Origin of the sequence: Paracoccus sigandri (assembly GCF_003709565.1) — a bacterium.
GTDB lineage: Bacteria > Pseudomonadota > Alphaproteobacteria > Rhodobacterales > Rhodobacteraceae > Paracoccus > Paracoccus siganidrum.
This window is the reverse complement of sequence record NZ_QNRC01000016.1, coordinates 18,134-41,169: the sequence shown is the minus strand read 5'-3', so window position 1 is coordinate 41,169 and position 23,036 is coordinate 18,134. Positions and strand designations below refer to the sequence as shown.

20 protein-coding genes are annotated in these 23,036 nt (G+C 69.5%); 11 read left to right on the top strand and 9 right to left on the bottom strand.

All coding sequences use genetic code 11. From position 1 onward, the window contains the following. Positions 1 to 17: 17 nt before the first annotated feature. The 5 genes from ada (at position 18) to C9E82_RS14945 (ending at position 5,786) form a co-directional block, all read left to right on the top strand. Positions 18 to 1,088 carry a bifunctional DNA-binding transcriptional regulator/O6-methylguanine-DNA methyltransferase Ada gene (ada, locus tag C9E82_RS14965; RefSeq protein WP_240643442.1) on the top strand — a complete coding sequence of 357 codons (1,071 nt, stop codon included), beginning with the start codon at positions 18 to 20 and terminating at the stop codon, positions 1,086 to 1,088. Then, positions 1,085 to 1,804 carry a 2OG-Fe(II) oxygenase gene (locus C9E82_RS14960; protein ID WP_119897063.1) on the top strand — a complete coding sequence of 240 codons (720 nt, stop codon included), beginning with the start codon at positions 1,085 to 1,087 and terminating at the stop codon, positions 1,802 to 1,804. The genes ada and C9E82_RS14960 overlap by 4 nt, the downstream gene beginning before the upstream one ends. 279 nt (positions 1,805 to 2,083) lie before the next feature. Next, positions 2,084 to 2,530: a (2Fe-2S)-binding protein gene (locus C9E82_RS14955; RefSeq protein WP_119897064.1), complete on the top strand. Its 447-nt coding sequence runs from the start codon at positions 2,084 to 2,086 to the stop codon at positions 2,528 to 2,530. 11 nt (positions 2,531 to 2,541) lie between these two features. Continuing rightward, a complete protein-coding gene (locus C9E82_RS14950; protein WP_119897065.1) occupies positions 2,542 to 4,770 on the top strand; it encodes a xanthine dehydrogenase family protein molybdopterin-binding subunit in 2,229 nt (742 codons plus the stop codon). Positions 4,771 to 4,856: 86 nt separating this feature from the next. Beyond that, positions 4,857 to 5,786: an XdhC family protein gene (locus tag C9E82_RS14945; protein ID WP_240643443.1), complete on the top strand. Its 930-nt coding sequence runs from the start codon at positions 4,857 to 4,859 to the stop codon at positions 5,784 to 5,786. A 182-nt stretch (positions 5,787 to 5,968) separates the two neighbouring features. On the opposite strand, the gene glmS is transcribed toward C9E82_RS14945, so the two are convergent. Together glmS and glmU are read right to left on the bottom strand one after the other, a co-directional pair. Beyond that, positions 5,969 to 7,786: a glutamine--fructose-6-phosphate transaminase (isomerizing) gene (glmS, locus tag C9E82_RS14940; protein ID WP_119897067.1), complete on the bottom strand. Its 1,818-nt coding sequence runs from the start codon at positions 7,784 to 7,786 to the stop codon at positions 5,969 to 5,971. Position 7,787: 1 nt separating this feature from the next. Beyond that, on the bottom strand, positions 7,788 to 9,131 hold the full coding sequence (glmU, locus tag C9E82_RS14935) for a bifunctional UDP-N-acetylglucosamine diphosphorylase/glucosamine-1-phosphate N-acetyltransferase GlmU (protein ID WP_119897068.1): 1,344 nt from the start codon (positions 9,129 to 9,131) through the stop codon (positions 7,788 to 7,790). Positions 9,132 to 9,248: 117 nt separating this feature from the next. Here glmU and C9E82_RS14930 point away from each other — a divergent pair, with 117 nt between their 5' ends. Beyond that, entirely contained in the window at positions 9,249 to 9,923 is a 675-nt protein-coding gene (locus tag C9E82_RS14930) for an HAD-IA family hydrolase (protein WP_122449314.1), read from the top strand. Positions 9,924 to 10,015: 92 nt separating this feature from the next. On the opposite strand, the gene bfr is transcribed toward C9E82_RS14930, so the two are convergent. Next, entirely contained in the window at positions 10,016 to 10,501 is a 486-nt protein-coding gene (gene bfr / locus C9E82_RS14925) for a bacterioferritin (protein ID WP_119900481.1), read from the bottom strand. Continuing rightward, positions 10,449 to 10,742: a (2Fe-2S)-binding protein gene (locus C9E82_RS14920; RefSeq protein WP_090610708.1), complete on the bottom strand. Its 294-nt coding sequence runs from the start codon at positions 10,740 to 10,742 to the stop codon at positions 10,449 to 10,451. The genes bfr and C9E82_RS14920 overlap by 53 nt, the downstream gene beginning before the upstream one ends. A gap of 118 nt (positions 10,743 to 10,860) precedes the next feature. Here C9E82_RS14920 and queA point away from each other — a divergent pair, with 118 nt between their 5' ends. The 3 genes from queA (at position 10,861) to lpdA (ending at position 14,916) form a co-directional block, all read left to right on the top strand. Beyond that, positions 10,861 to 11,907: a tRNA preQ1(34) S-adenosylmethionine ribosyltransferase-isomerase QueA gene (gene queA, locus C9E82_RS14915; protein WP_119900482.1), complete on the top strand. Its 1,047-nt coding sequence runs from the start codon at positions 10,861 to 10,863 to the stop codon at positions 11,905 to 11,907. Positions 11,908 to 11,988: 81 nt separating this feature from the next. Then, complete coding sequence (locus tag C9E82_RS14910; RefSeq protein WP_119900483.1) at positions 11,989 to 13,260, top strand: MFS transporter; 1,272 nt, start codon at positions 11,989 to 11,991, stop codon at positions 13,258 to 13,260. Positions 13,261 to 13,524: 264 nt separating this feature from the next. Then, entirely contained in the window at positions 13,525 to 14,916 is a 1,392-nt protein-coding gene (gene lpdA / locus C9E82_RS14905; protein WP_119900484.1) for a dihydrolipoyl dehydrogenase, read from the top strand. A gap of 115 nt (positions 14,917 to 15,031) precedes the next feature. Here lpdA and C9E82_RS14900 read toward each other — a convergent pair whose 3' ends face one another. Then, positions 15,032 to 17,443 (bottom strand): penicillin acylase family protein, encoded by a 2,412-nt coding sequence (locus C9E82_RS14900; RefSeq protein ID WP_119900485.1) that lies wholly within the window; start codon positions 17,441 to 17,443, stop codon positions 15,032 to 15,034. 182 nt (positions 17,444 to 17,625) lie between these two features. Between C9E82_RS14900 and C9E82_RS14895 the strand changes: the two genes are divergently transcribed. Both C9E82_RS14895 and C9E82_RS14890 read left to right on the top strand, forming a co-directional pair. Continuing rightward, entirely contained in the window at positions 17,626 to 18,492 is an 867-nt protein-coding gene (locus C9E82_RS14895) for an NAD(P)-dependent oxidoreductase (protein ID WP_119900494.1), read from the top strand. Between the two features lie 71 nt (positions 18,493 to 18,563). After that, complete coding sequence (locus C9E82_RS14890) at positions 18,564 to 19,691, top strand: zinc-dependent alcohol dehydrogenase family protein (RefSeq protein ID WP_119900486.1); 1,128 nt, start codon at positions 18,564 to 18,566, stop codon at positions 19,689 to 19,691. 14 nt (positions 19,692 to 19,705) lie between these two features. Here the strand turns inward: C9E82_RS14890 and C9E82_RS14885 are convergent, their stop codons facing one another. Genes C9E82_RS14885 through C9E82_RS14870 form a run of 4 tightly spaced genes read right to left on the bottom strand, consistent with a single transcriptional unit; the run spans position 19,706 to position 23,005 of the window. After that, positions 19,706 to 20,392 (bottom strand): ABC transporter ATP-binding protein, encoded by a 687-nt coding sequence (locus C9E82_RS14885; protein ID WP_119900487.1) that lies wholly within the window; start codon positions 20,390 to 20,392, stop codon positions 19,706 to 19,708. Then, on the bottom strand, positions 20,392 to 21,150 hold the full coding sequence (locus C9E82_RS14880; protein ID WP_119900488.1) for an ABC transporter ATP-binding protein: 759 nt from the start codon (positions 21,148 to 21,150) through the stop codon (positions 20,392 to 20,394). The genes C9E82_RS14885 and C9E82_RS14880 overlap by 1 nt, the downstream gene beginning before the upstream one ends. Then, on the bottom strand, positions 21,147 to 22,079 hold the full coding sequence (locus tag C9E82_RS14875) for a branched-chain amino acid ABC transporter permease (RefSeq protein ID WP_240643666.1): 933 nt from the start codon (positions 22,077 to 22,079) through the stop codon (positions 21,147 to 21,149). Before C9E82_RS14875 ends, C9E82_RS14880 begins: the two co-directional genes overlap by 4 nt. 8 nt (positions 22,080 to 22,087) lie before the next feature. Further along, on the bottom strand, positions 22,088 to 23,005 hold the full coding sequence (locus C9E82_RS14870) for a branched-chain amino acid ABC transporter permease (protein WP_119900490.1): 918 nt from the start codon (positions 23,003 to 23,005) through the stop codon (positions 22,088 to 22,090). Between the last annotated feature and the right edge of the window lie 31 nt (positions 23,006 to 23,036).

Sequence of the window (23,036 nt, the reverse complement as noted above, 5' to 3'; positions counted from 1 at the left end):
ATGGAAGGAGCCGAGCGATGGAACTGGCGATGATGACCAAGACGGAAACCGAACGCGACCCGCGCTGGCAGGGCGTCCTTGCCCGCGATCTGGCCTGCGACGGCGCCTTCGTCTATGCGGTGCGGACCTCGGGCGTCTATTGCCGCCCCTCTTGCCCCTCGCGCAAGGCGAAGCCGCAAAACGTGTCCTTCTTCGACACGCCCGACCAGGCCGAGGCCGCCGGCTTCCGCGCCTGCCTGCGCTGCAATCCCCGCGGCCAGTCGTCGGCCCAGGCGAATGCGGCCATCGTCGCCGAGGCCTGCCGGATCATCGAACGGGCCGAGGAGGTGCCGCGGCTCGACGACCTGGCCGGGAAGGTCGGGATGAGCCCGCATCATTTCCACCGCCAGTTCAAGGCGATCACCGGGCTGACGCCACGGGCCTATGCGGCGGCGCATCGGGCAGGGCGCCTGCGCGCGGAACTGCCCGAGGCCGCCAGCGTCACCGATGCGATCTATGCCGCCGGCTTCAACGCCAGCAGCCGCTTCTACGAACAGTCGCCCCAGATGCTGGGCATGGCGCCCTCGGCCTACCGGCAGGGCGGCAGGGATGCCGATATCCGCTTCGCGGTCGGGCAATGCTCGCTTGGCGCGATCCTGGTGGCGCAAAGCGGCCGGGGCATCTGCGCGATCAGCCTGGGCGACGATCCCGATGCGCTGGTGCGCGCGTTGCAGGACCGCTTTCCGCAGGCCCGGCTGACGGGCGACGACGCGGATTTCGCGGCGCTGGTCGCGCAGGTGGTCGGCTTCGTCGAGGCGCCGGGGATCGGGCTGGACCTGCCGCTGGACATTCGCGGAACGGCCTTCCAGACCCGCGTCTGGCAGGCGCTGCGCGACATACCGCCGGGCCGGACCGCCAGCTATGCCGAGATCGCCCGCCGCATCGGCGCGCCGCGCGCCACCCGCGCGGTGGCCGGCGCCTGCGCCGCGAACCACATCGCCGTCGCGATCCCCTGCCACCGCGTGGTGCGGACCGATGGCGGCCTCTCGGGCTATCGCTGGGGCGTCCCGCGCAAGCGCGCGCTGCTGGAGAAGGAGGCCCAGGCATGAGCGCCCCCGCGACCTTGCAGCAGCGGCTGGCCGCGCGGGACTGGGCGGGTTTCGGGGCGGAACTGGACCGGCATGGCTGCGCGATCCTGCCCGGCCTGCTGACGGCCGCCGAGTGCCGCGATCTGGCGGCGCTCTATCCGCAGGAAGGCCATTTCCGCAGCCATATCCACATGGCCCGGCACGGCTTCGGCCAGGGCGAATACCGCTATTTCAGCTATCCGCTGCCGGACCTGGTGGCGGAACTGCGCGCCGGGCTCTATCTGCATCTGGCGGCGGTGGCGAATGGCTGGAACGCGCGCATGGCGATCGGCACCCGCTATCCCGGCACGCTGGAGGCCTTCCTGCAGCAGTGCCATGCGGCGGGCCAGACCCGCCCGACGCCGCTGCTGTTGCAATACGGGCCGGGCGATTTCAACTGCCTGCACCAGGACCTTTACGGCGACCTGGCCTTTCCCCTGCAGGTGGCCTTCCTGCTGTCCGAGCCTGGGCGCGATTTCACCGGCGGCGAGTTCGTGCTGACCGAACAGCGCCCCCGGATGCAGAGCCGGGCCGAGGTCGTGCCGCTGCGCCAGGGCGATGCCGTCGCCTTCGCCGTGCATCACCGCCCGGTGCGCGGCAGCCGGGGCGATTACCGCGTGAACATGCGCCACGGCGTCAGCACCCTCCGAAGCGGCCGGCGCCACACGCTGGGGATCATCTTCCACGACGCGACGTGATGTCGGCGCCGTAAGAACCCCCTCCGGCGCCGGACCGGGCACAGCACGACGGGGGGCAGTCGCCCAAACGAAAACGAGATCGCGGAAAGCCTCCAATTCATTGAGGAAATCGATGATCTGCGCCTGAAACCGGGCTCTCATCAATGATATGATGGACATTTGCGCCATGTCGGGGGATCCTTCCCTCGCCAGGTGGTGGGATCACCGCAATGCTCGACCGGGTGTCTGAAGCAGCGGCCGAAACGTCCCCGTGCCACTTCAAAGCTGAGGAGCAAACCCATGGATCTGACGATCAACGGAACCACGCACCAGATCGATATCGAGCCCGATACCCCGCTTCTCTGGGTGCTGCGCGACGAATTGGGCATGACCGGCACCAAATATGGCTGCGGCGTCGCGCAATGCGGGGCCTGCACGGTGCTTGTCGACGGCATGGCGACGCGATCCTGCGTGACCCCGGTGGACAGCGTGGCCGGGGCCGAGATCACCACCATCGAGGCCGTCGAGGACGATCCGGTCGGCCGCAAGGTGGTCCAGGCCTGGGTCGCCCACCAGGTGCCGCAATGCGGCTATTGCCAGTCGGGGCAGGTGATGGCGGCAACGGCGCTGCTGAAGGAAACCCCGCAGCCGGACGACGACGACATCGCGGGCGCGATGGTCAATCTGTGCCGCTGCGGCACCTATAACGCCATCGCGGCGGCCGTCCGCGACGCGGCGCAGGCGTAGGGGGGCGGAAAATGAACGACATGTTCCACAACGCCCGCCAGACCGGCAAGCCGTTCAAGCTGTCGCGTCGCGGCTTCATCGGCGCCTCGCTCGGGGCGCTGGTGCTTGGGGTGAACCTGCCGGCGAGGCGCGCCCTTGCGCAGGCGGCGGAAACCATCGCCCCCGGCAGCCGCGTTTCCGCCTTCCTTGAGATCCGCCCCGACAGCACCGTCCTGTTCCGCAGCGCCTTCAACGAGGGCGGGCAGGGCGTCTTCACCGCCCTGGCGCAGATCGTCGGCGAGGAACTGGACGTCGATCCGGCCAATTTTTCCGTCGAGAACGCGCCTCCCGGCCCGGATTACCTGCTGGTCGGCGGCGGGCGCTTTACCGGCGGCAGCATGTCGGTGCGCATGAGCTATGATGCCATGCGCAGGCTGGGCGCCTCGGCGCGGATGATGCTGCTGCAGGCGGCGGCGGCGCAGCTTGACGTGCCGGTGGACGAGCTTTCGACCGAACCGGGGCGCGTGGTCCATGCGGCGTCGGGGCGCGGCCTGCCCTATGGCGATCTGGCCGATGCCGCTGCCGGCCTGCCGGTGCCCGAGGATGCGGCCCTGCGCGACAGCGCCGATTTCCGCTGGATCGGCAAGCCGGTCCAGCGGCTGGATGCGCAGGACAAATCGACCGGCAAGACGCAATACACCATCGATCTTTCGCTAGAGGGGATGCTGCACGCCGCCGTCCAGCACAGCCCGCGTCTGGGCGGCGAGCCGGATGAGCTGCAGAACGAATCCGAGGTCGGCGCCATGCCCGGCGTCCACTCGATCCACCGGCTGCCCGGCGCGGTGGCGGTGGTCGCCAGCAGCTGGTGGCGCGCCCGGATGGCGGTCGAGGCGCTGCAGGTGACCTGGAGCGAACCCGCGCAGGGCACGGCCCATGCCATGCCGGCCGAGTTTTCGACCGAAGCGCATCTGGCCCAGCTGAAGGGGACGACCGGCGACGGCATCGATTTCGAGGCGGAAGGCGACGCCGCCGCCGCGCTTGCCGGCGCGGCGCATGTGGTCGAGGCGAGCTATGACGCGCCCTACCTGGCGCATGGCCAGCTGGAGCCGCCCTCGGCGCTGGCGCGCTGGAACGATGATGGCACGCTGGAGCTGTGGGTCCCGAACCAGGCGCCCGAGATGTTCCAGGCCGACGCGGCGCGGGTGGCAGGCCTCGCCCCCGAGCAGGTCATCATCCATTCGCCGATGCTGGGCGGCTTCTTCGGGCGGCATTTCCTGTATCAGTCCGCGAATCCGTTTCCGCAGGCGATCCTGCTGGCGAAAGCCGTGGGCCGCCCCGTCAAGCTGATCTGGAGCCGCGAGGAGGAATTCCTGCGCGACACCCTGCGCCCCATCTCCGTCGCGCGCTTCCGCGCGGGGCTGGACGATGACGGGCTGCCGGTGGCCCTGCACGCGGTGACGGCGGGCGAGGGGCCGGCCGGCCGCTGGTTCGGGCGCGAGCCGGACAAGGTCGACAGCTCCGCCGTCGAAGGCGTCGCCGGCAAGCTCTATGCGATCCCGAACCGTCGCGTCGGCCATGTCCATGTCGATGATCCGGCGATCATCGGCTTCTGGCGCTCGGTCGGCCATTCGATGAACGATTTCTTCTATGAGACCTTCTTCGACGAAATGGCCGATGCCGGGCAGCAGGATCCCTATGAGCTGCGCCACCGCCTGCTGGCGGACAGCCCGCGGCACAGAAACCTGCTGGAGGCGGTCGCCGATCTGTCCGGCGGCTGGAAGCGCGGCCCGTTCGAGGCCGGGGACGGCAGCCGGCGCGCGCGCGGCGTCGCGATGGCCTCGCCCTTCGGCAGCGAGGTGGCGACGATCGCCGAGGTCTCGATCCGGCAGGGCCAGGTCGTCGTGCATGACATCTGGGTCGCCATCGATCCGGGCAGCATCGTCAACCCGGCGATCATCGAGGCGCAGGTGAATTCGGCGGTCGCGCTGGGGCTGTCCTCTGCGCTGTTCGAGGAGGTCGTCTATGTGGACGGCATGCCGCAGGCGCGCAATTACGACGGCTATCCGATCCTGACGCCGGAGATGATGCCGCGCGTCCATGTGCGCATCGTCGAAAGCGGGGCGCCCATGGGCGGCATCGGCGAACCGGGCGTGCCGGGCGTGCCGCCCGCGGTGGCGAATGCGGTCTCGACCCTGACCGGGCGTCGCGTGCGCAGCCTGCCCCTGTCGAAACTCGATCTGGAAGAAGGAGGAGAGGCCTGAGGTCCGGCTTTCCCATGGCGGCAGGCGCCGAGGCGCCTGCCATCGACGCGCCCGACCGGGCAACCGATTTTCCCGCGAGGCATGAGTTGAACGAAACGGACACAGTTAACAGGCTGCCGACGCCGGTCCGGGCGCTGGAGACCGATGATCCGGCGGAACTGCTGCGTTTCGCGCTGGCCAGCTTCGGGCGGGGCCCGGTCGCGATCGCGACCCTGACCGGCATTCGCGGCGGCGCGGCGCGGGCACTGGGCGCGCATGTCGTCATCGCGGCGGATGGCGGTCATGCGGGCTTCGTGTCGGGTGGCTGCGTCGAGGCGGCGGTCGCGACCGAGGCCATGTTGGCCATGGCCGAAGGGCGTGACCGGACGGTGGCCTATGGCGAAGGCTCGCCCTTCTTCGACATCGTCCTGCCCTGCGGCGGCGGCATCACCGTTGCCATCCATGTGCTGCGGGACGTGGAGGCGATCGACTGCGTCCTGCGATGCCTGGAGGCGCGCCGGCCCGCCGCATTGCGCTATTCCCCGCAGACGCAGGCGCTGACCTGCGCGCCGGTGCCAGAGCGCGCCGGATGGGACGGCACGGGCTTCCTGTCGGTCTATCGCCCTGTAACCCGGCTGATGATCTCGGGCCGCTCGATCGAGGCGCAGGCACTGGCGCGACTGGCCGCCTGCGCGGGATATGACATTCTGGTGCTGGATCCGGCGCGGGCGATCCATGCAATCGAGGGGATGGCGGACGCCCATACCGCCATCGCCGTTCTGCACCATGATCCGGACGCCGAACTGCCTGTCCTTCTGAAGGCCTTGCAATCGCCGGGATTTTACATCGGCGCCATGGGCAGCATGAAGGCACATCGCGCCCGTGTCGAGCGTCTGCGCGACCAGGGGATCGCCGAGGCGGACATCGCCCGGATCAAGGCCCCCATCGGCATGTTCGGCCCGACGAGAGACGCATCCTCGCTGGCGATCTCGGTGCTGGCCGATGTCGCGGCGGCGCGGTTGACGCGCTTCGCGTAAGCCGCCTGGCCGGCATCGGCTCTCAGCCTTTCAGGCTTCCGCCCGCCGGTTTCACGGCTTCGGCAGGGTCCACGTCGCGAAGCGCGGCCGGACAATGCCGATATCCACGACTGGCCGCGCAGATTGCCGGATCAGGCTTCGGGCGCCCTGGTCGCCCGGCAAGTTGCGCATGGCCCCGTTCGCTACTCCACCGTCACCGATTTCGCCAGATTGCGGGGCTGGTCCACGTCGGTGCCCTTGGCGACGGCGGTGTGATAGGCCAGATATTGCATCGGCACCGCATAGACGATCGGCTGGAAGATCCCGCCGCCCGCGGGCATCGCCAGGCTGGCATGGGTGCCTTCCGCGGCCTCGGCCAGCCCGTCCTGGTCCGACAGCAGCAGGATCTGGCCGTGGCGGGCCATGACCTCCTGCATGTTGGAAACCGTCTTCTCGAACAGCCGGTCGCGCGGGGCCAGCACCACCACCGGCACGTTGCGGTCGATCAGCGCGATGGGGCCGTGCTTCAGCTCGCCCGAGGCATAGCCTTCGGCGTGGATATAGCTCAACTCCTTCAGCTTCAGCGCACCTTCCAGCGCCACGGGGAACAGCGCGCCGCGGCCCAGATACAGCACGTCCTGCGCCTCGGCCAGCCAGTCGGCCTGCTGGCGGCAGGCATCGGACAGCTGCAGAGCCTGCTGGACAAGGCCGGGGATGGCGCGCAGGTCCGCCAGATGCGCGGCCAGCGCGGCATCATCGATCCGGCCGCGGTCATGGCCCGCCTTCAGGGCCAGGATCGCCAGCACCGCCAGCTGGCAGGTGAAGGCCTTGGACGAGGCGACGCCGACCTCGATCCCGGCCAGGGTCGGCAGGGCGATGTCGGCATCCCGCGCGATGGCCGAGGTGCCGACATTGACCAGGCCGATGCTGCGGCTGACATGGGCCCTGGCGTAATGCAGCGCGGCCAGCGTGTCGGCGGTCTCGCCCGACTGGCTGATGGCGATGAACCAGCTGCCGGGCGACAGCGGCGGCTCGCGATAGCGGAACTCGGAGGCGACGTCGATGTCGCAGGGCAGGCCGGCAAGCTGTTCGAACCAGTATTTCGCGACATGGCCGGCGTAATGCGCGGTGCCGCAGCCGACCAGCGACAGCCGGTCGACCGAGGCGAAGTCCAGCCCGTCCGGCAACACGATCCGGTCGCCCTTGACGTAATGGTTCAGCACGTCGCCCAGGACCACCGGCTGCTCGGCGATCTCCTTGGCCATGAAATGGCGATAGCCGCCCCGGTCGATGGCGGTGCTGCCCACGTCGATGCGGCTGGCGGGGCGGCTGACCTGATGGCCCTCGCCGTCATGGATGCGCACGCCCGAGCGGGTCAGGACCGCGTGGTCGCCATCCTCCAGATAGGTGATGCGGTCGGTGAAGGGGGCCAGCGCGACGGCGTCGGAACCCACGAACATCTCGCCCTCGCCATGGCCGATGGCCAGCGGGCTGCCCTTGCGGGCGGCGATCATCAGGTCGGCTTCGCCCTGAAACAGGAAGGCCAGCGCGAAGGCGCCCTGCAGCCGGGCCAGGGTGGCGCGCGTCGCCTGAAGCGGGTCCATCCCCTGGCCCAGGTGATGGGCGGTCAGCAGCGCCACCACCTCGGTATCGGTCTGCGACTGCGGCTGGAGGCCGAGCGCGACCAGCTCCTCGCGCAGCTCGCGGAAATTCTCGATGATGCCGTTATGGACGACGGCGACCGGGCCGGACTGGTGGGGATGGGCGTTGTTCTCGGTCGCGGCGCCGTGGGTGGCCCAACGGGTATGGCCGATCCCGGAATGGCCGGGCAGCGGGTCGTGGACCAGCCGGTCCGACAGGTTCACCAGCTTGCCCACCGCGCGGCGCCGGTCCAGCCGGCCCTGCGCGTCCACGGTGGCGACGCCGGCGCTGTCATAGCCGCGATATTCCAGCCGGCGCAGCGCATCGACCAGCTGCGGAGAGACTTCGTGATTGCCCAGGATTCCGACGATGCCGCACATGTCAGCGCTTCTCCTTCTTCGCGCGCAGCGCGTCCATCAGGCGAATGGCAAGGCCCGGCTTGTTGACCTGGCGCGCGCGCGCCAGCGCCAGCGCCCCGTCCGGGACATCCTGGGTAATGACCGAGCCCGAGCCGGTCATCGCCGCGTCCCCGACGCTGACCGGCGCGACCAGCATCGTGTCGCTGCCGATGAAGGCGCGGGCGCCGATGCGGGTGCGGTGCTTCATCACGCCGTCATAGTTGCAGGTGACGGTGCCCGCGCCGATATTCGCATGTTCGCCGATCGTGGCGTCGCCCAGATAGGTCAGGTGGCCGACCTTCACGCCCTCGTCCAGCACGCTGTTCTTGATCTCGACGAAATTGCCGACATGGGCGTCGGCGCCCAGCTCGGCGCCGGGGCGCAGCCGGGCGAAGGGGCCGACCGTGGCGCCTTCCGAGACATGGCAGCCCGTCAGGTGGCAGAAGGGCAGGATCTCGGCGCCCGATTCGATGGTGACGCCGGGGCCGAAGACGACATTCTGGCCGATGATCGCGTCGCGGCCGACGACCGTGTCCAGCGCGAACCAGACCGTGCCGGGATCGGAGAGCGTCACCCCGTCCTCCAGCGCGGCGCGGCGGGCGCGGGCCTGGAAGGCGGCCTCGGCGGCGGCAAGCTCGGCGCGGGTGTTGATGCCGAGCGTTTCCTCTTCGTCGCAGGTGACGACATCGGCGCGGCGGCCCTCGGCGCGGGCCAGTTCCACAAGGTCGGTCAAATAGTATTCGCCCGCGGCATTGTCGTTGCCCAGCCGCACGATCAGCTGCCGCAGCAGCGCCGCGTCCAGCGCCATCACCCCGGAATTGCACAGCGCGATCCGGCGCGTGGCGGCGTCGGCATCCTTGTATTCGACGATCCGCTCCAGCCCGCGCGCGCCGGTGACCAGGCGGCCGTAGCGGCCCGGATCCTCGGCCTCGAAGCCCAGCACGACGATATCGGCCGTATGGCTGGCCAGCGCGGCCAGCGTGTCCTGGCCGATGAAGGGGGTGTCGCCGTAAAGCACCACCACCTTGCCCTCGAAGCCCTCCAGTTCGGGCAGGGTCTGGCGCACGGCATGGCCGGTGCCCAGCTGCTGGGATTGCAGCACGATGCGGGCCTCGGGCTCCAGGTCGGCGACGGCGTGGCCGACCTGATCGGCGCCATGGCCGGCCACGACGATGACCTGCTCGGGCTCCAGGCTGCGGGCGGCGGCCAGGGCATGGGCGATCAGCGGCACGCCCGCCAGGCGGTGCAGGACCTTGGGCAGGTCCGATTGCATCCGGCTGCCCTGACCGGCTGCCAGAATGACGACTGCGACCGGATTCTCTGCCATGCCCGCCCCTTTATCGGTTCCGTTTCCTTGCCCGGCGTTCTAATCGGGGAAGGGCGCGGGCGAAAGGGTGCCTGCGTTCACCTTTGTTTTCGAAACATTACGCGAGGGAATTCGGCGATGGCGGGAACGGTGGTTTTCGATCTGGACGGGACGCTGGCGGATACCTCGTCCGACCTGATCGCGGCGGCGAATGCCTGCTTTCGGGCGCGCGGGCTGGAGGCGCTGCTGGATCCCGTCGCGGATGCGCTGATCGCCTTCCATGGCGGGCGGGCGATGCTGCGGGCGGGATATGGCCGGATCGGGCCCGGCCACCTGCTGCCGCCGGGCGCCGAGGACGAGGATTTTCCCCGGCTGCTGGAGAATTACGCGGGCGCCATCGCGGTCCATACCCGGCTTTACGAGGGCGTCGAGGCGGCGCTGGACGAGCTGGCGCGGGACGGGTTCCGGCTGACCGTCTGCACCAACAAGCCCGAGGCGCTGGCCGAGGCGCTGCTGCGCGAGCTGGGCGTCCGGGACCGTTTCGCGGCGCTGGTCGGCGCCGATACGCTGCCGGTGCGCAAGCCCGATCCGCGGCCCTATCGCGCCGCGGTCGAGGCGGCCGGGGGGACGGTCGAGGCTTCCTTCCTGGTCGGCGATACCGAGACCGACCGCAGGACGGCGGCGGCGGCGGGCGTTCCGGTGGCGCTGGTCGCCTTCGGCCCCGAGGGCGAGGCAATCGGGCGGCTGGCGCCCGAGGCGCTGCTGAGCCATTTCGCGGAACTGCCGGACCTGGCGCGGCGCTGGCTGGGCTGAGCGGGGTCAACGAAGGAAGAAGGGGGGCGCTGCCCCCCTCGGCCCGGAGGGCCTCACCCCCCGGGATATTTGGGCCAAGATGAAAGCCGCGGCTATTCGGCCTCGTTGGCGGGCTTGGCGTTCAGCAACCCGTAATTCTGCTCGCCGATCGAATCGTAGAGCTCGAGTTGGGTTTCGAGGAAGTCGATATGGCCTTCCTCGTCCGAGATCAGATCCTCGAACAGCACCTTGCTGACATGGTCGCCGACGCTTTCGCAATGGTCGCGCGCCTCGATATAGAGGGTGCGGGCGTCATGTTCGCCGGCCAGGTCCGCCTCGAGCGTTTCCTTGAGGTTCTGGCCGATCCTGAGCGGGTCGAGCTTCTGCAGGTTGGGATGGCCCTCGAGGAAGATGATTCGCTGGATCAGCCGGTCGGCGTGATTCATCTCCTCGATCGATTCGGCGCGGGACTTGTCCGCGATGCGCCCGTAGCCCCAGTCCTCCTGAAGCCGGTAATGCAGCCAATACTGGCTGACCGCCGTCAGTTCAGACCGCAGCGCGGCGTTGAGATATTCGATGACCTTTGCGTCGCCCTTCATCCTGGCTGTCCTTCTTGATAGCTGGTTTGGCCCGCAAAATCGGCGGGGCTACGCCCAGACTATCGCAATGACGCATCGTGTCCAGAAAGAGCGGCATGCATCCTCCGCAATCGGCGCGCTTGCCGAGTGCGTGATAGATTTTCCCCGGCGTGATGATCGTGTCCGGGTCGGCGGTGCGCATCCATTCGATCGCGGCGTGAATCTCGTGATCTGAGATCTGGGTGCAGTGGCAGACGATCATGAATGGCTCCTGTTGCCGCATAACCTAGCGATTCCGTCAGAGATGTAAAGACCGAGTTTTTTACTTGGCCGTCACGGATGCTTGACCCGGCGCCCCGTCGGGCGCAGAAGCGCGGGCCATGAAACTGTCCGATTTCGATTTCGACCTGCCCGAGGGGCTGATCGCGACCCGGCCCGCGCGGCCGCGCAGCTCGGCCCGGCTGCTGCTGGCCGAGGCGGGCGGCATCGAGGATCGCCGAGTCAGCGACCTTCCCGGCATCCTGCGGCCCGGCGACCTGCTGGTGCTGAACGACACGCGGGTGATCCCGGCCCGGCTGAGCGGGACGCGGGTGCGCAAGACCGCCCAGGGCGAGGCGGTGGCGCGGATCGAGGTGACGCTGCTGGAGCCGGCCGCCGACGGCTGGCAGGCGCTGGCCAGGCCGCTGCGCAAGCTGCGCGAGGGCGAGGTGATCCGCTTCGGTGCGGCGCTGTCGGCCGAGGTGGTGGCGATCGGCGAGGGCGCGCTGCGGCTGCGTTTCGACGCCGAGGGCGATGCGTTCGACGCGGCGCTGGCCGAGGTCGGGGCGATGCCGCTGCCGCCCTATATCGCCGCCTTGCGGGCGCCCGACGCGCAGGACCTGCAGGATTACCAGACCGTCTGGGCGGCGCGTCAGGGCGCGGTCGCGGCGCCCACCGCCAGCCTGCATTTCGACCAGCCGCTGCTGGACGGGCTGGCCGCGCGCGGGGTCGAGTTCGCCCATGTCACGCTGCATGTCGGCGCCGGCACCTTCCTGCCGGTCAAGGTCGAGGACGTGACCACCCACCGGATGCATGCCGAATGGGGCGAGGTGTCCGAGGCCGCCGCCGCCGCCGTCAATGCCGCCAGGGCCGAGGGGCGGCGGGTGATCGCCGTGGGCACGACCGCGCTGCGGCTGGTCGAATCGGCCGCCACGCCCGAGGGCGCGCTGCGCCCCTTCAGCGGCACGACCGACATCTTCATCTATCCCGGCCATCAATTCCGGGTGATCGACGGGCTGATGACCAATTTCCACCTGCCGAAATCGACGCTGCTGATGCTGGTCTCGGCCCTGATGGGACAGCAGCGGATACGCGAGATCTATGCCCATGCCGTCCGCTCGGGCTATCGCTTCTTCAGCTATGGCGACGCGTCGCTGCTGATCCCCTGACGTCGGTTCCGGGCTGGCCGGAAAACCCGTCTCGGGCTAGGAGGGATTCGCTGCCGCGCCGGCAGTGGACTGGAACGCGTCATGGCCTCGGTACTTCGCACAACCTGGCCCCTTCTGCTGGGGATCCTGCTGCTGATGGTCGGCAACGGGATGCAGGGCACATTGCTGGGCATCCGGGGCGGGATCGAGGGCATCCCGACCTTCGAGATGTCGGTGGTCATGGCCGGCTATTACGGCGGTTTCCTGCTGGGCAGCCTGACCGTGCCGGACATGATCAAGACCGTGGGCCATGTGCGGGTCTTCGCGGCGCTGGGGTCGATGATCTCGGCCATCCTGATCGTCTATGCGGTCTGGCCGAACTGGATCGCCTGGACGGTGCTGCGCTTCCTGATCGGCTTCTGCTTCTGCGGCGTCTATGTGACCGCCGAAAGCTGGCTGAACGCGGGCTCCACGAACGAGACGCGGGGCCAGGCGCTGTCGGCCTACATGATCGTGCAGATGCTGGGCATCGTCAGCGCGCAGATGCTGCTGAATGTCAGCGATCCGGCCGGCTTCATGCTGTTCGTCATCCCCTCGGTGCTGGTCTCGCTGGCCTTCACGCCGATCCTGCTGTCGGCCCAGCCCGCGCCGCAATTCGAGACGATCAAGCGCATGTCCTTCGGCAAGCTCTACCGCGCATCGCCGCTGGGTTGCGTGGGGATCTTCCTGATGGGCGGCGTCTTCGCGGCGCTGGCGGGGATGTCCTCGGTCTGGGGGGCGGCGATGGGCCTGTCGGTGGCCGAGATCTCGCTGTTCGTGGCGGCGATCTATGCCGGCGGGCTGGTGCTGCAATATCCGGTCGGCTGGATCTCGGACCGCACCGACCGGCGCAAGCTGGTGCTGATCCTGTCGGTGCTGGGGGCGCTGACGACGCTGCTGGTGGTGGCGGTGCAGCCCGGCGTCACCGGGCTGATCCTGGCCGGGGTGCTGATGGGGGGGATGGCCAATCCCATCTATGCGCTGCTGCTGGCCTATACCAACGACTACCTGGACCAGTCGGACATGGCCTCGGCCTCGGCGGGGCTGCTGTTCATCTATGGCATCGGCTCGATGGGCGGGCCGATCATCACCGGCTGGCTGATGAACTGGATCGGCCCCGACGGCTATTGGGTGCATATGGGGGTGCTGCTGCTGCTGCTGGCCGTCTATGCCGGCTGGCGCATGACCCAGCGTCGCGGCCTGACCCCGCAGGAACAGGGCAGTTTCGCGGTGATCGCCCACAGCGCCACGCCCCTGGCCGTCGAGGCCGCGCTGGACGAGGCGCAGACGACCGGCGAGGCCGGCGAACAGGACCCGCAGGAAGGGGCTTCTTGACCGGAAGCCCGCGTGCCACCTAGTGTCAGCCGACGGGATGAGCGATCCGCGAGGCTGCCGTGGCAGGGGTTCGGACGACCGAGGGGCTGGAGATGCCGGCGCGCATTCGGCGGCCATCGGGCCACGATCCGGGCGCTGGAAGCTGAGCCCGAGCTGCTGGCCGAGGCCGCGCAGATCCGCTGCCCTGGGCTTGCGCCCGCCGCTGCTTGCTGACCTGCGCAAAATGGTTTAACGCTGAACTATCTTCATCAAGTGGGGGACTGCATGGCCCAGAATTTCGACATGGTGGTGATCGGCGCCGGCCCCGGTGGCTATGTCGCCGCGATCCGAGGCGCGCAGCTTGGCCTGAAAGTGGCCTGTATCGAGCGCGAGCATCTGGGCGGCATCTGCCTCAACTGGGGCTGCATACCCACCAAGGCCCTGCTGCGCAGCGCCGAGGTGTTCCACCTGATGGAACGGGCCAAGGATTTCGGCCTGAGCGCCGAGAAGATCGGCTTCGACCTGGACAAGGTGGTCGACCGCTCTCGCGGGGTGGCCAAGCAGCTGACCGGCGGGATCGGACATCTGTTCAAGAAGAACAAGGTGACGACCATCATGGGCGAGGCCAGGCTGGTCGCGCCCGGCAAGATCAGCGTCAGGACCGACAAGGGCAGCGAGGAGATTACCGCGAAATCCATCGTGCTGGCCACCGGCGCGCGGGCCCGCGAACTGCCGGGGCTGGAGCCGGACGGCAAGCTGGTCTGGAACTACAAGCACGCGCTGAAGCCGCCGCATATGCCCAGGAAGCTGCTGGTCATCGGCTCGGGCGCGATCGGCATCGAATTCGCCAGCTTCTTCAACACGCTGGGTGCCGATACCACGGTGGTCGAGGTGATGGACCGGGTGCTGCCGGTCGAGGATGCCGAGATCAGCGCCTTTGCGAAGAAGGCCTTCGTCAAGCAGGGGATGAAGATCCTGGAAAAGGCCAGCGTGAAGAAGCTGGACCGCAAGGGCGCGACCGTGACCGCCCATATCGAGGCGGGCGGCAAGACCGAGACGCAGGAGTTCGACACGGTGATCTCGGCCGTCGGGATCGTCGGCAATGTCGAGAACCTGGGCCTGGAAGAGCTGGGCGTGAAGGTGGACCGCACCCATGTCGTGACCGACGAATATTGCCGCACCGGGGTCGAGGGTCTCTATGCCATCGGCGACGTGGCCGGGGCGCCCTGGCTGGCGCACAAGGCCAGCCATGAAGGCGTGATGGTGGCCGAGTTGATCGCCGGCGGGCATCCGCATCCGGTCAAGCCCTCCAGCATCGCCGGCTGCACCTATTGCCATCCGCAGGTGGCGTCCGTGGGGCTGACCGAGGCGAAGGCGAAGGAGGCGGGCTATCAGGTCAAGGTCGGCCGCTTCCCCTTCATCGGCAACGGCAAGGCCATCGCGCTGGGAGAGCCCGAGGGGCTGGTCAAGACCATCTTCGACGCGAAGACCGGGGAATTGCTGGGCGCGCACATGGTCGGCGCCGAGGTGACCGAGCTGATCCAGGGCTATGTCGTCGGGCGTCAGCTGGAGACCACCGAGCAGGACCTGATGGAGACGGTCTTCCCGCATCCGACCCTGTCCGAGATGATGCACGAATCGGTGCTGGATGCCTATGGTCGGGCGATTCATTTCTGATCGCCGCCATTCCTGATCGCCGCGCGTGACGGGACGGTCGGCGGGGGGCCTTGCGCCCCCCGTCGCGTTTCACGCGACTCCCCCGCAGGGTATTGGGGCAACGAAGAAGCCGGCCTTATCTTGGGGTGAGGCGGGTGGTGCCGACGGCGGCGGCGCGGGCCAGTTCGGGGTCGAGCGACATCGAGATGTATTCGCCCCGGCGCCATAGCCCGGCCAGGTCGTCGTAATGGCGCGAGAAGGGATGGCCGGACTGGCCGGTCGAGATGATGAAGACCGAGCTGTCGGGATCGGCCAGGTCGTAGACGCCGCGATAGCCCGCGCCGTTCACTGCCTGCCAGGGCGCCGGGCCGCGGCCGAGGCTGACCGATTGCGCCACGGTGAAATCCCCGCCCGAGACCGATTGCGTCAGGTTCATGATCCAGCCCAGCCCGGTCCTGCCGCCGAGGCCGGGATGGATGTGGCGCGCCTGGTGCAGGTCGCCCCAGCGCCAGCTGGTCACGTCCGGCCCGAAGCGCTGGCCGAGGTCCAGGATGGCGCGGTCCAGCGCCTGGCGGGCGATGGTGGTGCAATCCTCGACCGGTGCGCTCTGGACGATGTCGCACCAGCGGGCGGCGCCGCCGCGGTTGCGGAACACCGCGTCGATGAAGGCCGGGCGCAGCCGGGTGATGTCGTCGGCCAGCGGGCCGAGCTCGTCGCGGATCAGCCGGTCCTGGAGCGCCGACATCCAGGCGGCATAGATCAGCGGCTCGGGCAGGTGTTCGTTCATCTCGCCGTCCCATTCGGCCAGCAGGCGCAGGGCGTCCTGGCGCTGGCGCTCGGGCGTGCCGGGGGCGGCGGGCTCTCCGGTGAACCACAGGTCGGCGCCGACCAGCGGCAGAAGCGCGCGGGCCGCCGGGCTGACCGTGTCCAGCTGCGCGGCGATGAAGCTGTCGCGCGAATGGACCTCGCGTTCCTGAAGCAGCCGGTCGAGCCGCGTGCGGCGCATTCCGCCAGGCGGTTCCTCGGTCGCGATGACCATGTCGGGCACCTCGTCGGCGGCCTGCGTGGCGGGGACGATGCCGGTCCAGCGCCCTTCGCGCAGCCAGCCCGGCACCGGCATGGCGCCGCGCGTCGGGTGGTCGTCGGGGCGCTGGGGCAGGGCGCCGATCAGCGCCTGGGCGACGCCCTCGGCATCGGCCAGCGTCACGGTCATGGCGGGGGCCACGAAGCCCGACAGGACCGTGCGGGCCTGGTCGCGGTCGCCCGCCGACATCAGCCCGATCAGCGCCGAGATGCTGCGGTCCTGGGCCGAGAGGCCGGTCCAGCGCAGCGCCGCGACATGGCCGATGGGCAGCACGTCGCGCAGGCCGGGATCGATGCTGCCGACGACCGGGCCGTTTTCCGTCTCGCGCAGGGTGATGGTCTGGTCGGCCCCGTCCAGGACCCGGATCACCTCGCGCCGGGTCATGAATTCGGTCCAGCCGGTCAGCCCGCGATAGCGCGCGGCATTGCCGGGCTGGACTTCCTCGATATAGAGGTCGGTGTCGTCCAGCGCGGCGGGGGTCATCCCCCAGGCCAGGCGCGGATTGCGTCCCGACAGGACCGCCGGGATGCCCGGAACGGTCGCGCCGATCACCCCGCCCGAGGCCAGTTCCAGCCGCGCCAGGTAGAAGAGCGAGGGCGCCGTCAGCGCGACATGCGGGTCGTTGGCCAGCAGCGCGCCGCCCGCCGCCGTCCGCTGGGGCGCGGCGGCGAAGCCGTTGGCGCCGATCCCCAGGCCGGGCGCCATGAAGCCGATCAGGTCGCGCTGCCGGTCTGCATCGCCGCGGCGGCGTTCCGGCAGGCCCAGCCGCGCGCCCGGAAACAGCGCCGCATAGGGCTGCAGCACCGGCCCGCTGCCGCTGAGCGAGACGATCTCGGGGCCGTGTTCGGGCGAGGCCAGCGACAGGCGGGCGCGCAGGATCTCGTCGGCGGCCGAGCGGCTGGCGGTGGCGGCCATCAGCTTCAGGATGGCGATGGAATCGGCGGGCTGCCAATAGGTGATCTGGTCGGGAAACAGGAAGAATTCCGGGGCGCCCCGGCCCATCGCGCCCAGGTTGACCTGCGCGATCCACTGGTTCACCCCGGCCGCATAGGCGGCCAGCGCCCGTTTCACCGGCTCGTCCTGGGCCTCCAGCGAGGTGACGGCGTTGCGATAGAGCCCCAGCCGGCGGGCCAGGTCGTCGGCGGGCAGGCTGCCCGCCCCGAAGATCTCGGACAGCCGGCCCTGGGCGGCGCGGCGCAGCACGGTCATCTGGAACAGCCGGTCCTGCGCATGGGCGACGCCCAGGGCGAAGAACACGTCCTCGTCGCTTTCGCCGAAGATATGCGGCACGTTCTCGGTGGAACGGACGATCTCGACCGGGGCGCCGATGCCCTCGACCTGGTAGCTGGCGTTGTAGTCGGGCAGCGAGCGGATGGCGAAATACCAGATCAGCAGGGCAGAGATCAGGCCCAGCACGATCAGCCCCACGGTCAGCCGAAGAAGCCAGCGGAAGATTGTCAGCATCGTGGGGCCTGTTCCATGGCTGTCGGGGGTCGCTCCGCTCTGCTCGGGGTTGTCGCTCGGCGCTTGACCCTGCGGCGCCGGGATGTTGTCGTGCTGCATAAGACAGCGCCGCCCGCTTTTCAACGCGGGCGGTCGCGTTCGGGCGGGGCTGTCGTCGAAAAATGCGCGTGAAAGAGGACATGATGGCGAAACTTGCGTTTCTGGGGCTTGGTGTGATGGGCTATCCGATGGCGGGGCATCTGGCCCGCGCGGGCCATGAGGTGACGGTCTACAACCGCAGCGCCGCCAAGGCCGAGGCCTGGGTGGCCGAACACGGGGGCCGCCATGCCCCGACCCCGCGCGAGGCGGCGGCGGGCGCGGAATTCGTCATGGCCTGCGTCGGCAATGACGACGATTTGCGCCAAGTCTGCCTGGGCCCGGACGGCGCCTTCGCGGGCATGGACAGGGGCGCGGTCTTCGTCGATCACACCACGGTTTCGGCCGCCGTCACCCGCGAGCTGGCCGAGATCGCGCGCAGTGCCGGGCTGGGCTATGTCGATGCGCCGGTCTCGGGCGGGCAGGCGGGCGCGGAGGGCGGGCAGCTGTCGGTCATGTGCGGCGGCGATGCGGCGGAATATGACCGGGCCGAGGCGGTGGTCGCGGCCTATGCCCGGATCTGCCGGCGCATCGGCGATGTGGGCGCGGGGCAGATGACCAAGATGTGCAACCAGATCGCCATTGCCGGGCTGGTGCAGGCGCTGTCGGAATCGCTGGCCTTCGCGCAGAAGGCGGGGCTGGATGCCGATGCCGTGGTCGAGGTCATCAGCCAGGGCGCCGCCGGAAGCTGGCAGATGGCCAATCGCCACAAGACCATGGCCGAGGGGCGCTTCGATTTCGGCTTCGCGGTGGACTGGATGCGCAAGGACCTGGCGATCTGCCTGGCCGCCGCGGACGAGGTCGGGGCGGCCCTCCCGGTGACCGCGCTGGTCGACCAGTTCTACAAGGAGGTGCAGGGCATGGGCGGCGGGCGCTGGGACACCTCCTCGCTGATCGCCCGGCTGACGCGCTAGGGGCGGCGGGCGCTTGACAGCCGGCGGCGCGGCGCCGAGGCTGGCCGGCAACGAGAAACGGGAGGCAGATCATGCGGACAAGGGCGGCCGTTCTGGCAGAGATCGGGCGCGCGCGGCCCTATGGCGACAGCCGGCCGCTGGAGATCGCCGAGGTCGAGCTGGAGGATCCCGGTCCGGGCGAATTGCTGGTCCGCATCGCGGCGGCGGGGCTGTGCCATTCCGACCTGTCGGTCATCAATGGCGACCGGCCCCGCGCGGTGCCGCTGGTCCTGGGCCACGAGGCCGCCGGCGTGGTCGAGGCCACCGGCCCCCATGTCACGCGCTTCCGGCCCGGCGATCACGTCGTGCTGGTCTTCGCGCCCTCTTGCGGCCATTGCCTGCCCTGCGCCGAGGGCCGCCCGGCGCTGTGCGAGCCGGCGGCCGTGGCGGCGGGGCAGGGCACGCTGATCTCGGGCGCGAAGCGCATCCGGCGCGGCGAGGCGGTGCTGGACCATCATATCGGCGTCTCGGGCTTTGCCGGCCATGCGGTGGTCTCGGAAGCCTCTTGCGTGAAGATCGACCGCGCGGTGCCGCTGGACCGGGCGGCGCTGCTGGGCTGCGCGGTGCTGACCGGCGTGGGCGCGGTGCTGAATACCGGGGGGTTGCGCGCGGGGCAGAGCTGCGCGGTGATCGGCCTGGGCGGCGTCGGTCTGGCGGCGCTGCTGGGCGCGGTGGCGGCGGGGGCGCGGCAGGTCATCGCCGTCGACCTGGCCGAGGACAAGCTGGCCACCGCCCGCGAGCTGGGCGCGACCCATGCGATCAACCCCAAGGAGCCGGGCGCGCTGGAGGCGCTGCGCGAGATCAGCGGCGGCGGCGTCGATCTGGCGGTGGAACTGGCCGGGGCGGTGCCGGCGCTGGAATTCGCCTATGAGGCCGCGCGCCGGGGCGGCACGGTGGTCACGGCGGGCCTGCCCAATCCGCAGGCACGGCTCAGCCTGCCCGCCGTCAGCCTGACCGCGAACGAAAAGACCCTGCGCGGCAGCTATATGGGATCCTGCGTGCCGATGCGCGACATTCCGCGCTTCGCCGCCATGATGATGTCGGGGCAATTGCCGATCGAGCGGCTGGTGACGCATGAGCTGCGGCTGGACCAGATCAACGAGGGCTTCGAGCGGCTGGCGGCGGGACAGGCGATCCGGCAGGTGATCCGCTTCGACTGAGCGGACCCGCCGGGTCAGACATGCAGGAAGCGTTCCGTGATCTCGGGGCTGTCGCGCAGGGCGCGGCTGTCGCCGGTCCAGACCGTGCGGCCCTTCTCGATCACCACATGGCGGTCGGCAAGGCGGCCGAGCGCGTCGACATTCTTGTCGATGATCAGGATCGATTCCCCCTGCGCCTTCAGCGCCCCCAGGCAGGCCCAGATCTCGTCGCGGATCAGCGGCGCCAGTCCCTCGGTGGCCTCGTCCAGCACCAGCAGGCGCGGATTGGTCATCAGCGCCCGGCCGATGGCCAGCATCTGCTGCTCGCCCCCCGACAGCTGGTTGCCCTTGTGGCCCAGCCGCTCGCCCAGGCGCGGGAACAGCTCCAGCACGCGGGGCATGGTCCAGGCGCCGGGGCGGGCCATGGCGACCAGGTTCTCGCGCACGTCCAGCGTCGGAAAGACCTGCCGCCCCTCGGGCACCAGCCCCAGCCCGGCCCGCGCGATCCGGTGCGGCGCGGCATTGGTCAGATCGGTCCCGTCCACCTGCACCCAGCCGCCGCGCGCCCGCAGAAGCCCGAAGATCGTGCGGACGGTCGTGGTCTTGCCCATGCCGTTGCGGCCCATCAGCGTGACGACCTCGCCGCGGTCCACATGCAGGTTGATGTCGAACAGGACCCGGCTTTCGCCATAGGCGGCCTGCAACGCCTCGACCTTCAGCATCACGGCTCCTCCCCGGCGGTTTCCTCGCCCAGATAGGCGGCGCGGACCTGCGGGTCGCCGCGGATCTCGGCCGGGCTGCCGGTGGCGATGATCCGGCCATAGACCAGCACGCTGATCCGGTCGGCCAGGGCGAAGACCGCATCCATGTCATGCTCGATCAGCACCAGCGTCAGCGACCCCTTCAGCGCGCGCATGACGCCGATCAGCCGCTCGGCCTCCTGCCCGGAAGTGCCGGCCAGCGGCTCGTCCAGCAGCAGAAGCCGGGGCCGGGTCGCCAGGGCGATGGCCAGTTCCAGCTGGCGCTTCTCGCCATGCGACAGGCTGGCCGCGCGGACATGGGCGCGATCCTGGATGCCGACCCGCGCCAAGGCCTCCATCGCGGCCTCGTTCAGCGCGGCCTCGCCGGCGACCGGGGCGAAGAAGCTAAAGCTGTGGCCGGCGCGTGCCTGCACGGCCACCGCCACGTTCTCCAGCGCGGTGAAGCCCGGCAGGATCGAGGTGATCTGGAAGCTGCGCGACATGCCCGCCCGCACCCGCCTGTGCATCGGCTGGCCCATCATCTCGGCCCCGGCGAAGCGGACCGAGCCCGCATCCGATCCCGCCTGTCCGGAAAGCTGCGCGATCAGCGTCGACTTGCCGGCGCCGTTCGGGCCGATGATGGCATGGAGCGTGCCTTCCCGGACCGTCAGGTCCAGATCGTCCGTCACCTTCAGCGCGCCGTAGGCCTTGCGCAGCCCGCGGACCTCCAGGATGTTCATGGCCGGTCCCTCCGCCTGAACAGCCCGCTGACCCCGTCGCGAGAGGCCAGCACGATGACCACCAGGATCAACCCGAACAGCAGCCGCCAATGTTCAGTCAGCAGGCCCAGCCATTCCTCCAGCAGCAGCGCGATGGTCGCGCCCGCCACCGCGCCCAGCAGGTTGCCGATGCCGCCAAGCACGACCATCACCACCAGCTCGCCCGAGACATGCCAGTTCATGAAGGCGGGCGAGACGAAGCCGGTCTGGTTGGCCAGCATCACCCCCGCGACCGAGGCCATCGCCCCCGAGATGACGAAGGCCGTCAGCTGATAGCGGAAGGGCGAAAACCCGATGGCCTGCATCCTGACCGGGTTTTCGCGCGCCCCGGTCAGCACCCGGCCGAAACGCGACCGGGTGATCGCCACCGCCAGCAGGTAGAGCGCGACCAGGATCGCCAGCGTGACGTAGTAGAGCGTGCGGTCGTCCTCCAGCAGCGGGCGGCCCAGCAGGGTCGAGCGTGCCCGCAGCGTCACCCCGTCATCGCCGCCATAGGCCGACAGCGACACGAAGAAGAAGAACGCCATCTGCGCGAAGGCCAGGGTGATCATGATGAAATAGATGCCGCGCGTGCGCAGCGAGATCGCCCCGGTGACCAGCGCGAACAGCACCGCCCCCGCGATCCCGGCCAGCAGATGCGCGCCCAGATCGGTGATGCCCGCGCGGCTGAGGATGGCGACCGAATAGGCGCCGATGCCGACATAGGCGGCGTGGCCGAAGCTGACCATGCCGCCATAGCCGAGGATCAGGTCCAGGGCCAGCGCGGCGATGGCGAAGCCCAGGATGCGGGTCGCGATCACCACCAGATAGCTGTCGCCCAGCATCGTGGCCACGAAGGGCAGCAGCGCGAAGCCCGAAAACAGCAGCAGCGCGGCGTTTCTGCGGGTCATCAGGCGGCTCATGTCTTCTGTCCGAAGAGGCCGGTCGGGCGCGCGGCCAGGATCGCGGCCATCAGGATATAGACCAGCATCGGCGCCAGCACCCGGCCGGCCTGGCCGGCGGCGGCGGGCTCCATCACCAGCCGCAAGAGGATCGGCCCGAAGCTGCGCCCCATCGTGTCCACGATCCCCACCAGCAGCGCCCCCGCGAAGGCGCCGCGGACCGAGCCGATGCCGCCGATCACGATGACCACGAAGGCCAGGATCAGCACCTGCTCGCCCATGCCCGGATCGACGGTCAGGATCGGCGCGACCATCGCGCCCGCAAAGCCTGCCAGCATCGCCCCGAAGGCGAAGATCACCGTGAACAGCTTGTGGATGTCGACCCCCAGCGCCGAGACCATGGCCCGGCTGGTCGCCCCGGCCCGCAGCCGCATCCCGATCCGCGTATGGCCGATGATCAGGTAGAGCCCCAGCGCCGTGGCCAGCCCCGCGCCGATCACCACCAGCCGGAACACCGGATAGCGCATCTGCCCGATCAGCGGGATCGAGCCCGACAGGGCCTCGGGCATGGCGACCGACAGCGGCGCGGCGCCCCAGATGATCTGCACGCCCTCGGTGACGATCATGACCAGCCCGAAGGTCGCCAGCACCTGGTCCAGATGCGGCCGGTCGTAGAGCCTTCGGAAGACCAGCAGCTCCAGCACCAGCCCGATCAGCAGCGTGGCGGGCAGGGTCAGCAGCAGGCCCAGCCCGTAGCTGCCGGTCATCTGGGTGAAGCTGACGGCCAGATAGGCGCCCACCATGTAGATCACGCCATGGGCCAGGTTCACGAAATCCATGATCCCGAAGACCAGCGTCAGGCCGGCGGCGATCAGGAACAGCAGGATGCCGAACTGCACCCCGTTGAGAAGCTGAAGCAGGAAGAGGCTGGTCATGGCGTCAGGCCCGTGGCGGCGCGGCCCGTGG

Excerpts from the sequence above, each read along its gene's own strand:
- C9E82_RS14895 (WP_119900494.1), top strand. The coding sequence starts at position 17,626 with ATGGCGAAACTTGCGTTTCTGGGGCTTGGTGTGATGGGCTATCCGATG.
- C9E82_RS14930 (WP_122449314.1), top strand. The coding sequence starts at position 9,249 with ATGGCGGGAACGGTGGTTTTCGATCTGGACGGGACGCTGGCGGATACC.
- C9E82_RS14875 (WP_240643666.1), bottom strand. The coding sequence starts at position 22,079 with ATGACCCGCAGAAACGCCGCGCTGCTGCTGTTTTCGGGCTTCGCGCTG.
- C9E82_RS14885 (WP_119900487.1), bottom strand. The coding sequence starts at position 20,392 with ATGCTGAAGGTCGAGGCGTTGCAGGCCGCCTATGGCGAAAGCCGGGTC.
- C9E82_RS14870 (WP_119900490.1), bottom strand. The coding sequence starts at position 23,005 with ATGACCAGCCTCTTCCTGCTTCAGCTTCTCAACGGGGTGCAGTTCGGC.
- C9E82_RS14880 (WP_119900488.1), bottom strand. The coding sequence starts at position 21,150 with ATGAACATCCTGGAGGTCCGCGGGCTGCGCAAGGCCTACGGCGCGCTG.
- lpdA (WP_119900484.1), top strand. The coding sequence starts at position 13,525 with ATGGCCCAGAATTTCGACATGGTGGTGATCGGCGCCGGCCCCGGTGGC.
- C9E82_RS14890 (WP_119900486.1), top strand. The coding sequence starts at position 18,564 with ATGCGGACAAGGGCGGCCGTTCTGGCAGAGATCGGGCGCGCGCGGCCC.
- C9E82_RS14955 (WP_119897064.1), top strand. The coding sequence starts at position 2,084 with ATGGATCTGACGATCAACGGAACCACGCACCAGATCGATATCGAGCCC.
- C9E82_RS14920 (WP_090610708.1), bottom strand. The coding sequence starts at position 10,742 with ATGATCGTCTGCCACTGCACCCAGATCTCAGATCACGAGATTCACGCC.
- C9E82_RS14950 (WP_119897065.1), top strand. The coding sequence starts at position 2,542 with ATGAACGACATGTTCCACAACGCCCGCCAGACCGGCAAGCCGTTCAAG.
- glmU (WP_119897068.1), bottom strand. The coding sequence starts at position 9,131 with ATGGCAGAGAATCCGGTCGCAGTCGTCATTCTGGCAGCCGGTCAGGGC.
- C9E82_RS14910 (WP_119900483.1), top strand. The coding sequence starts at position 11,989 with ATGGCCTCGGTACTTCGCACAACCTGGCCCCTTCTGCTGGGGATCCTG.
- bfr (WP_119900481.1), bottom strand. The coding sequence starts at position 10,501 with ATGAAGGGCGACGCAAAGGTCATCGAATATCTCAACGCCGCGCTGCGG.
- queA (WP_119900482.1), top strand. The coding sequence starts at position 10,861 with ATGAAACTGTCCGATTTCGATTTCGACCTGCCCGAGGGGCTGATCGCG.
- glmS (WP_119897067.1), bottom strand. The coding sequence starts at position 7,786 with ATGTGCGGCATCGTCGGAATCCTGGGCAATCACGAAGTCTCTCCGCAG.
- C9E82_RS14960 (WP_119897063.1), top strand. The coding sequence starts at position 1,085 with ATGAGCGCCCCCGCGACCTTGCAGCAGCGGCTGGCCGCGCGGGACTGG.
- C9E82_RS14900 (WP_119900485.1), bottom strand. The coding sequence starts at position 17,443 with ATGCTGACAATCTTCCGCTGGCTTCTTCGGCTGACCGTGGGGCTGATC.
- ada (WP_240643442.1), top strand. The coding sequence starts at position 18 with ATGGAACTGGCGATGATGACCAAGACGGAAACCGAACGCGACCCGCGC.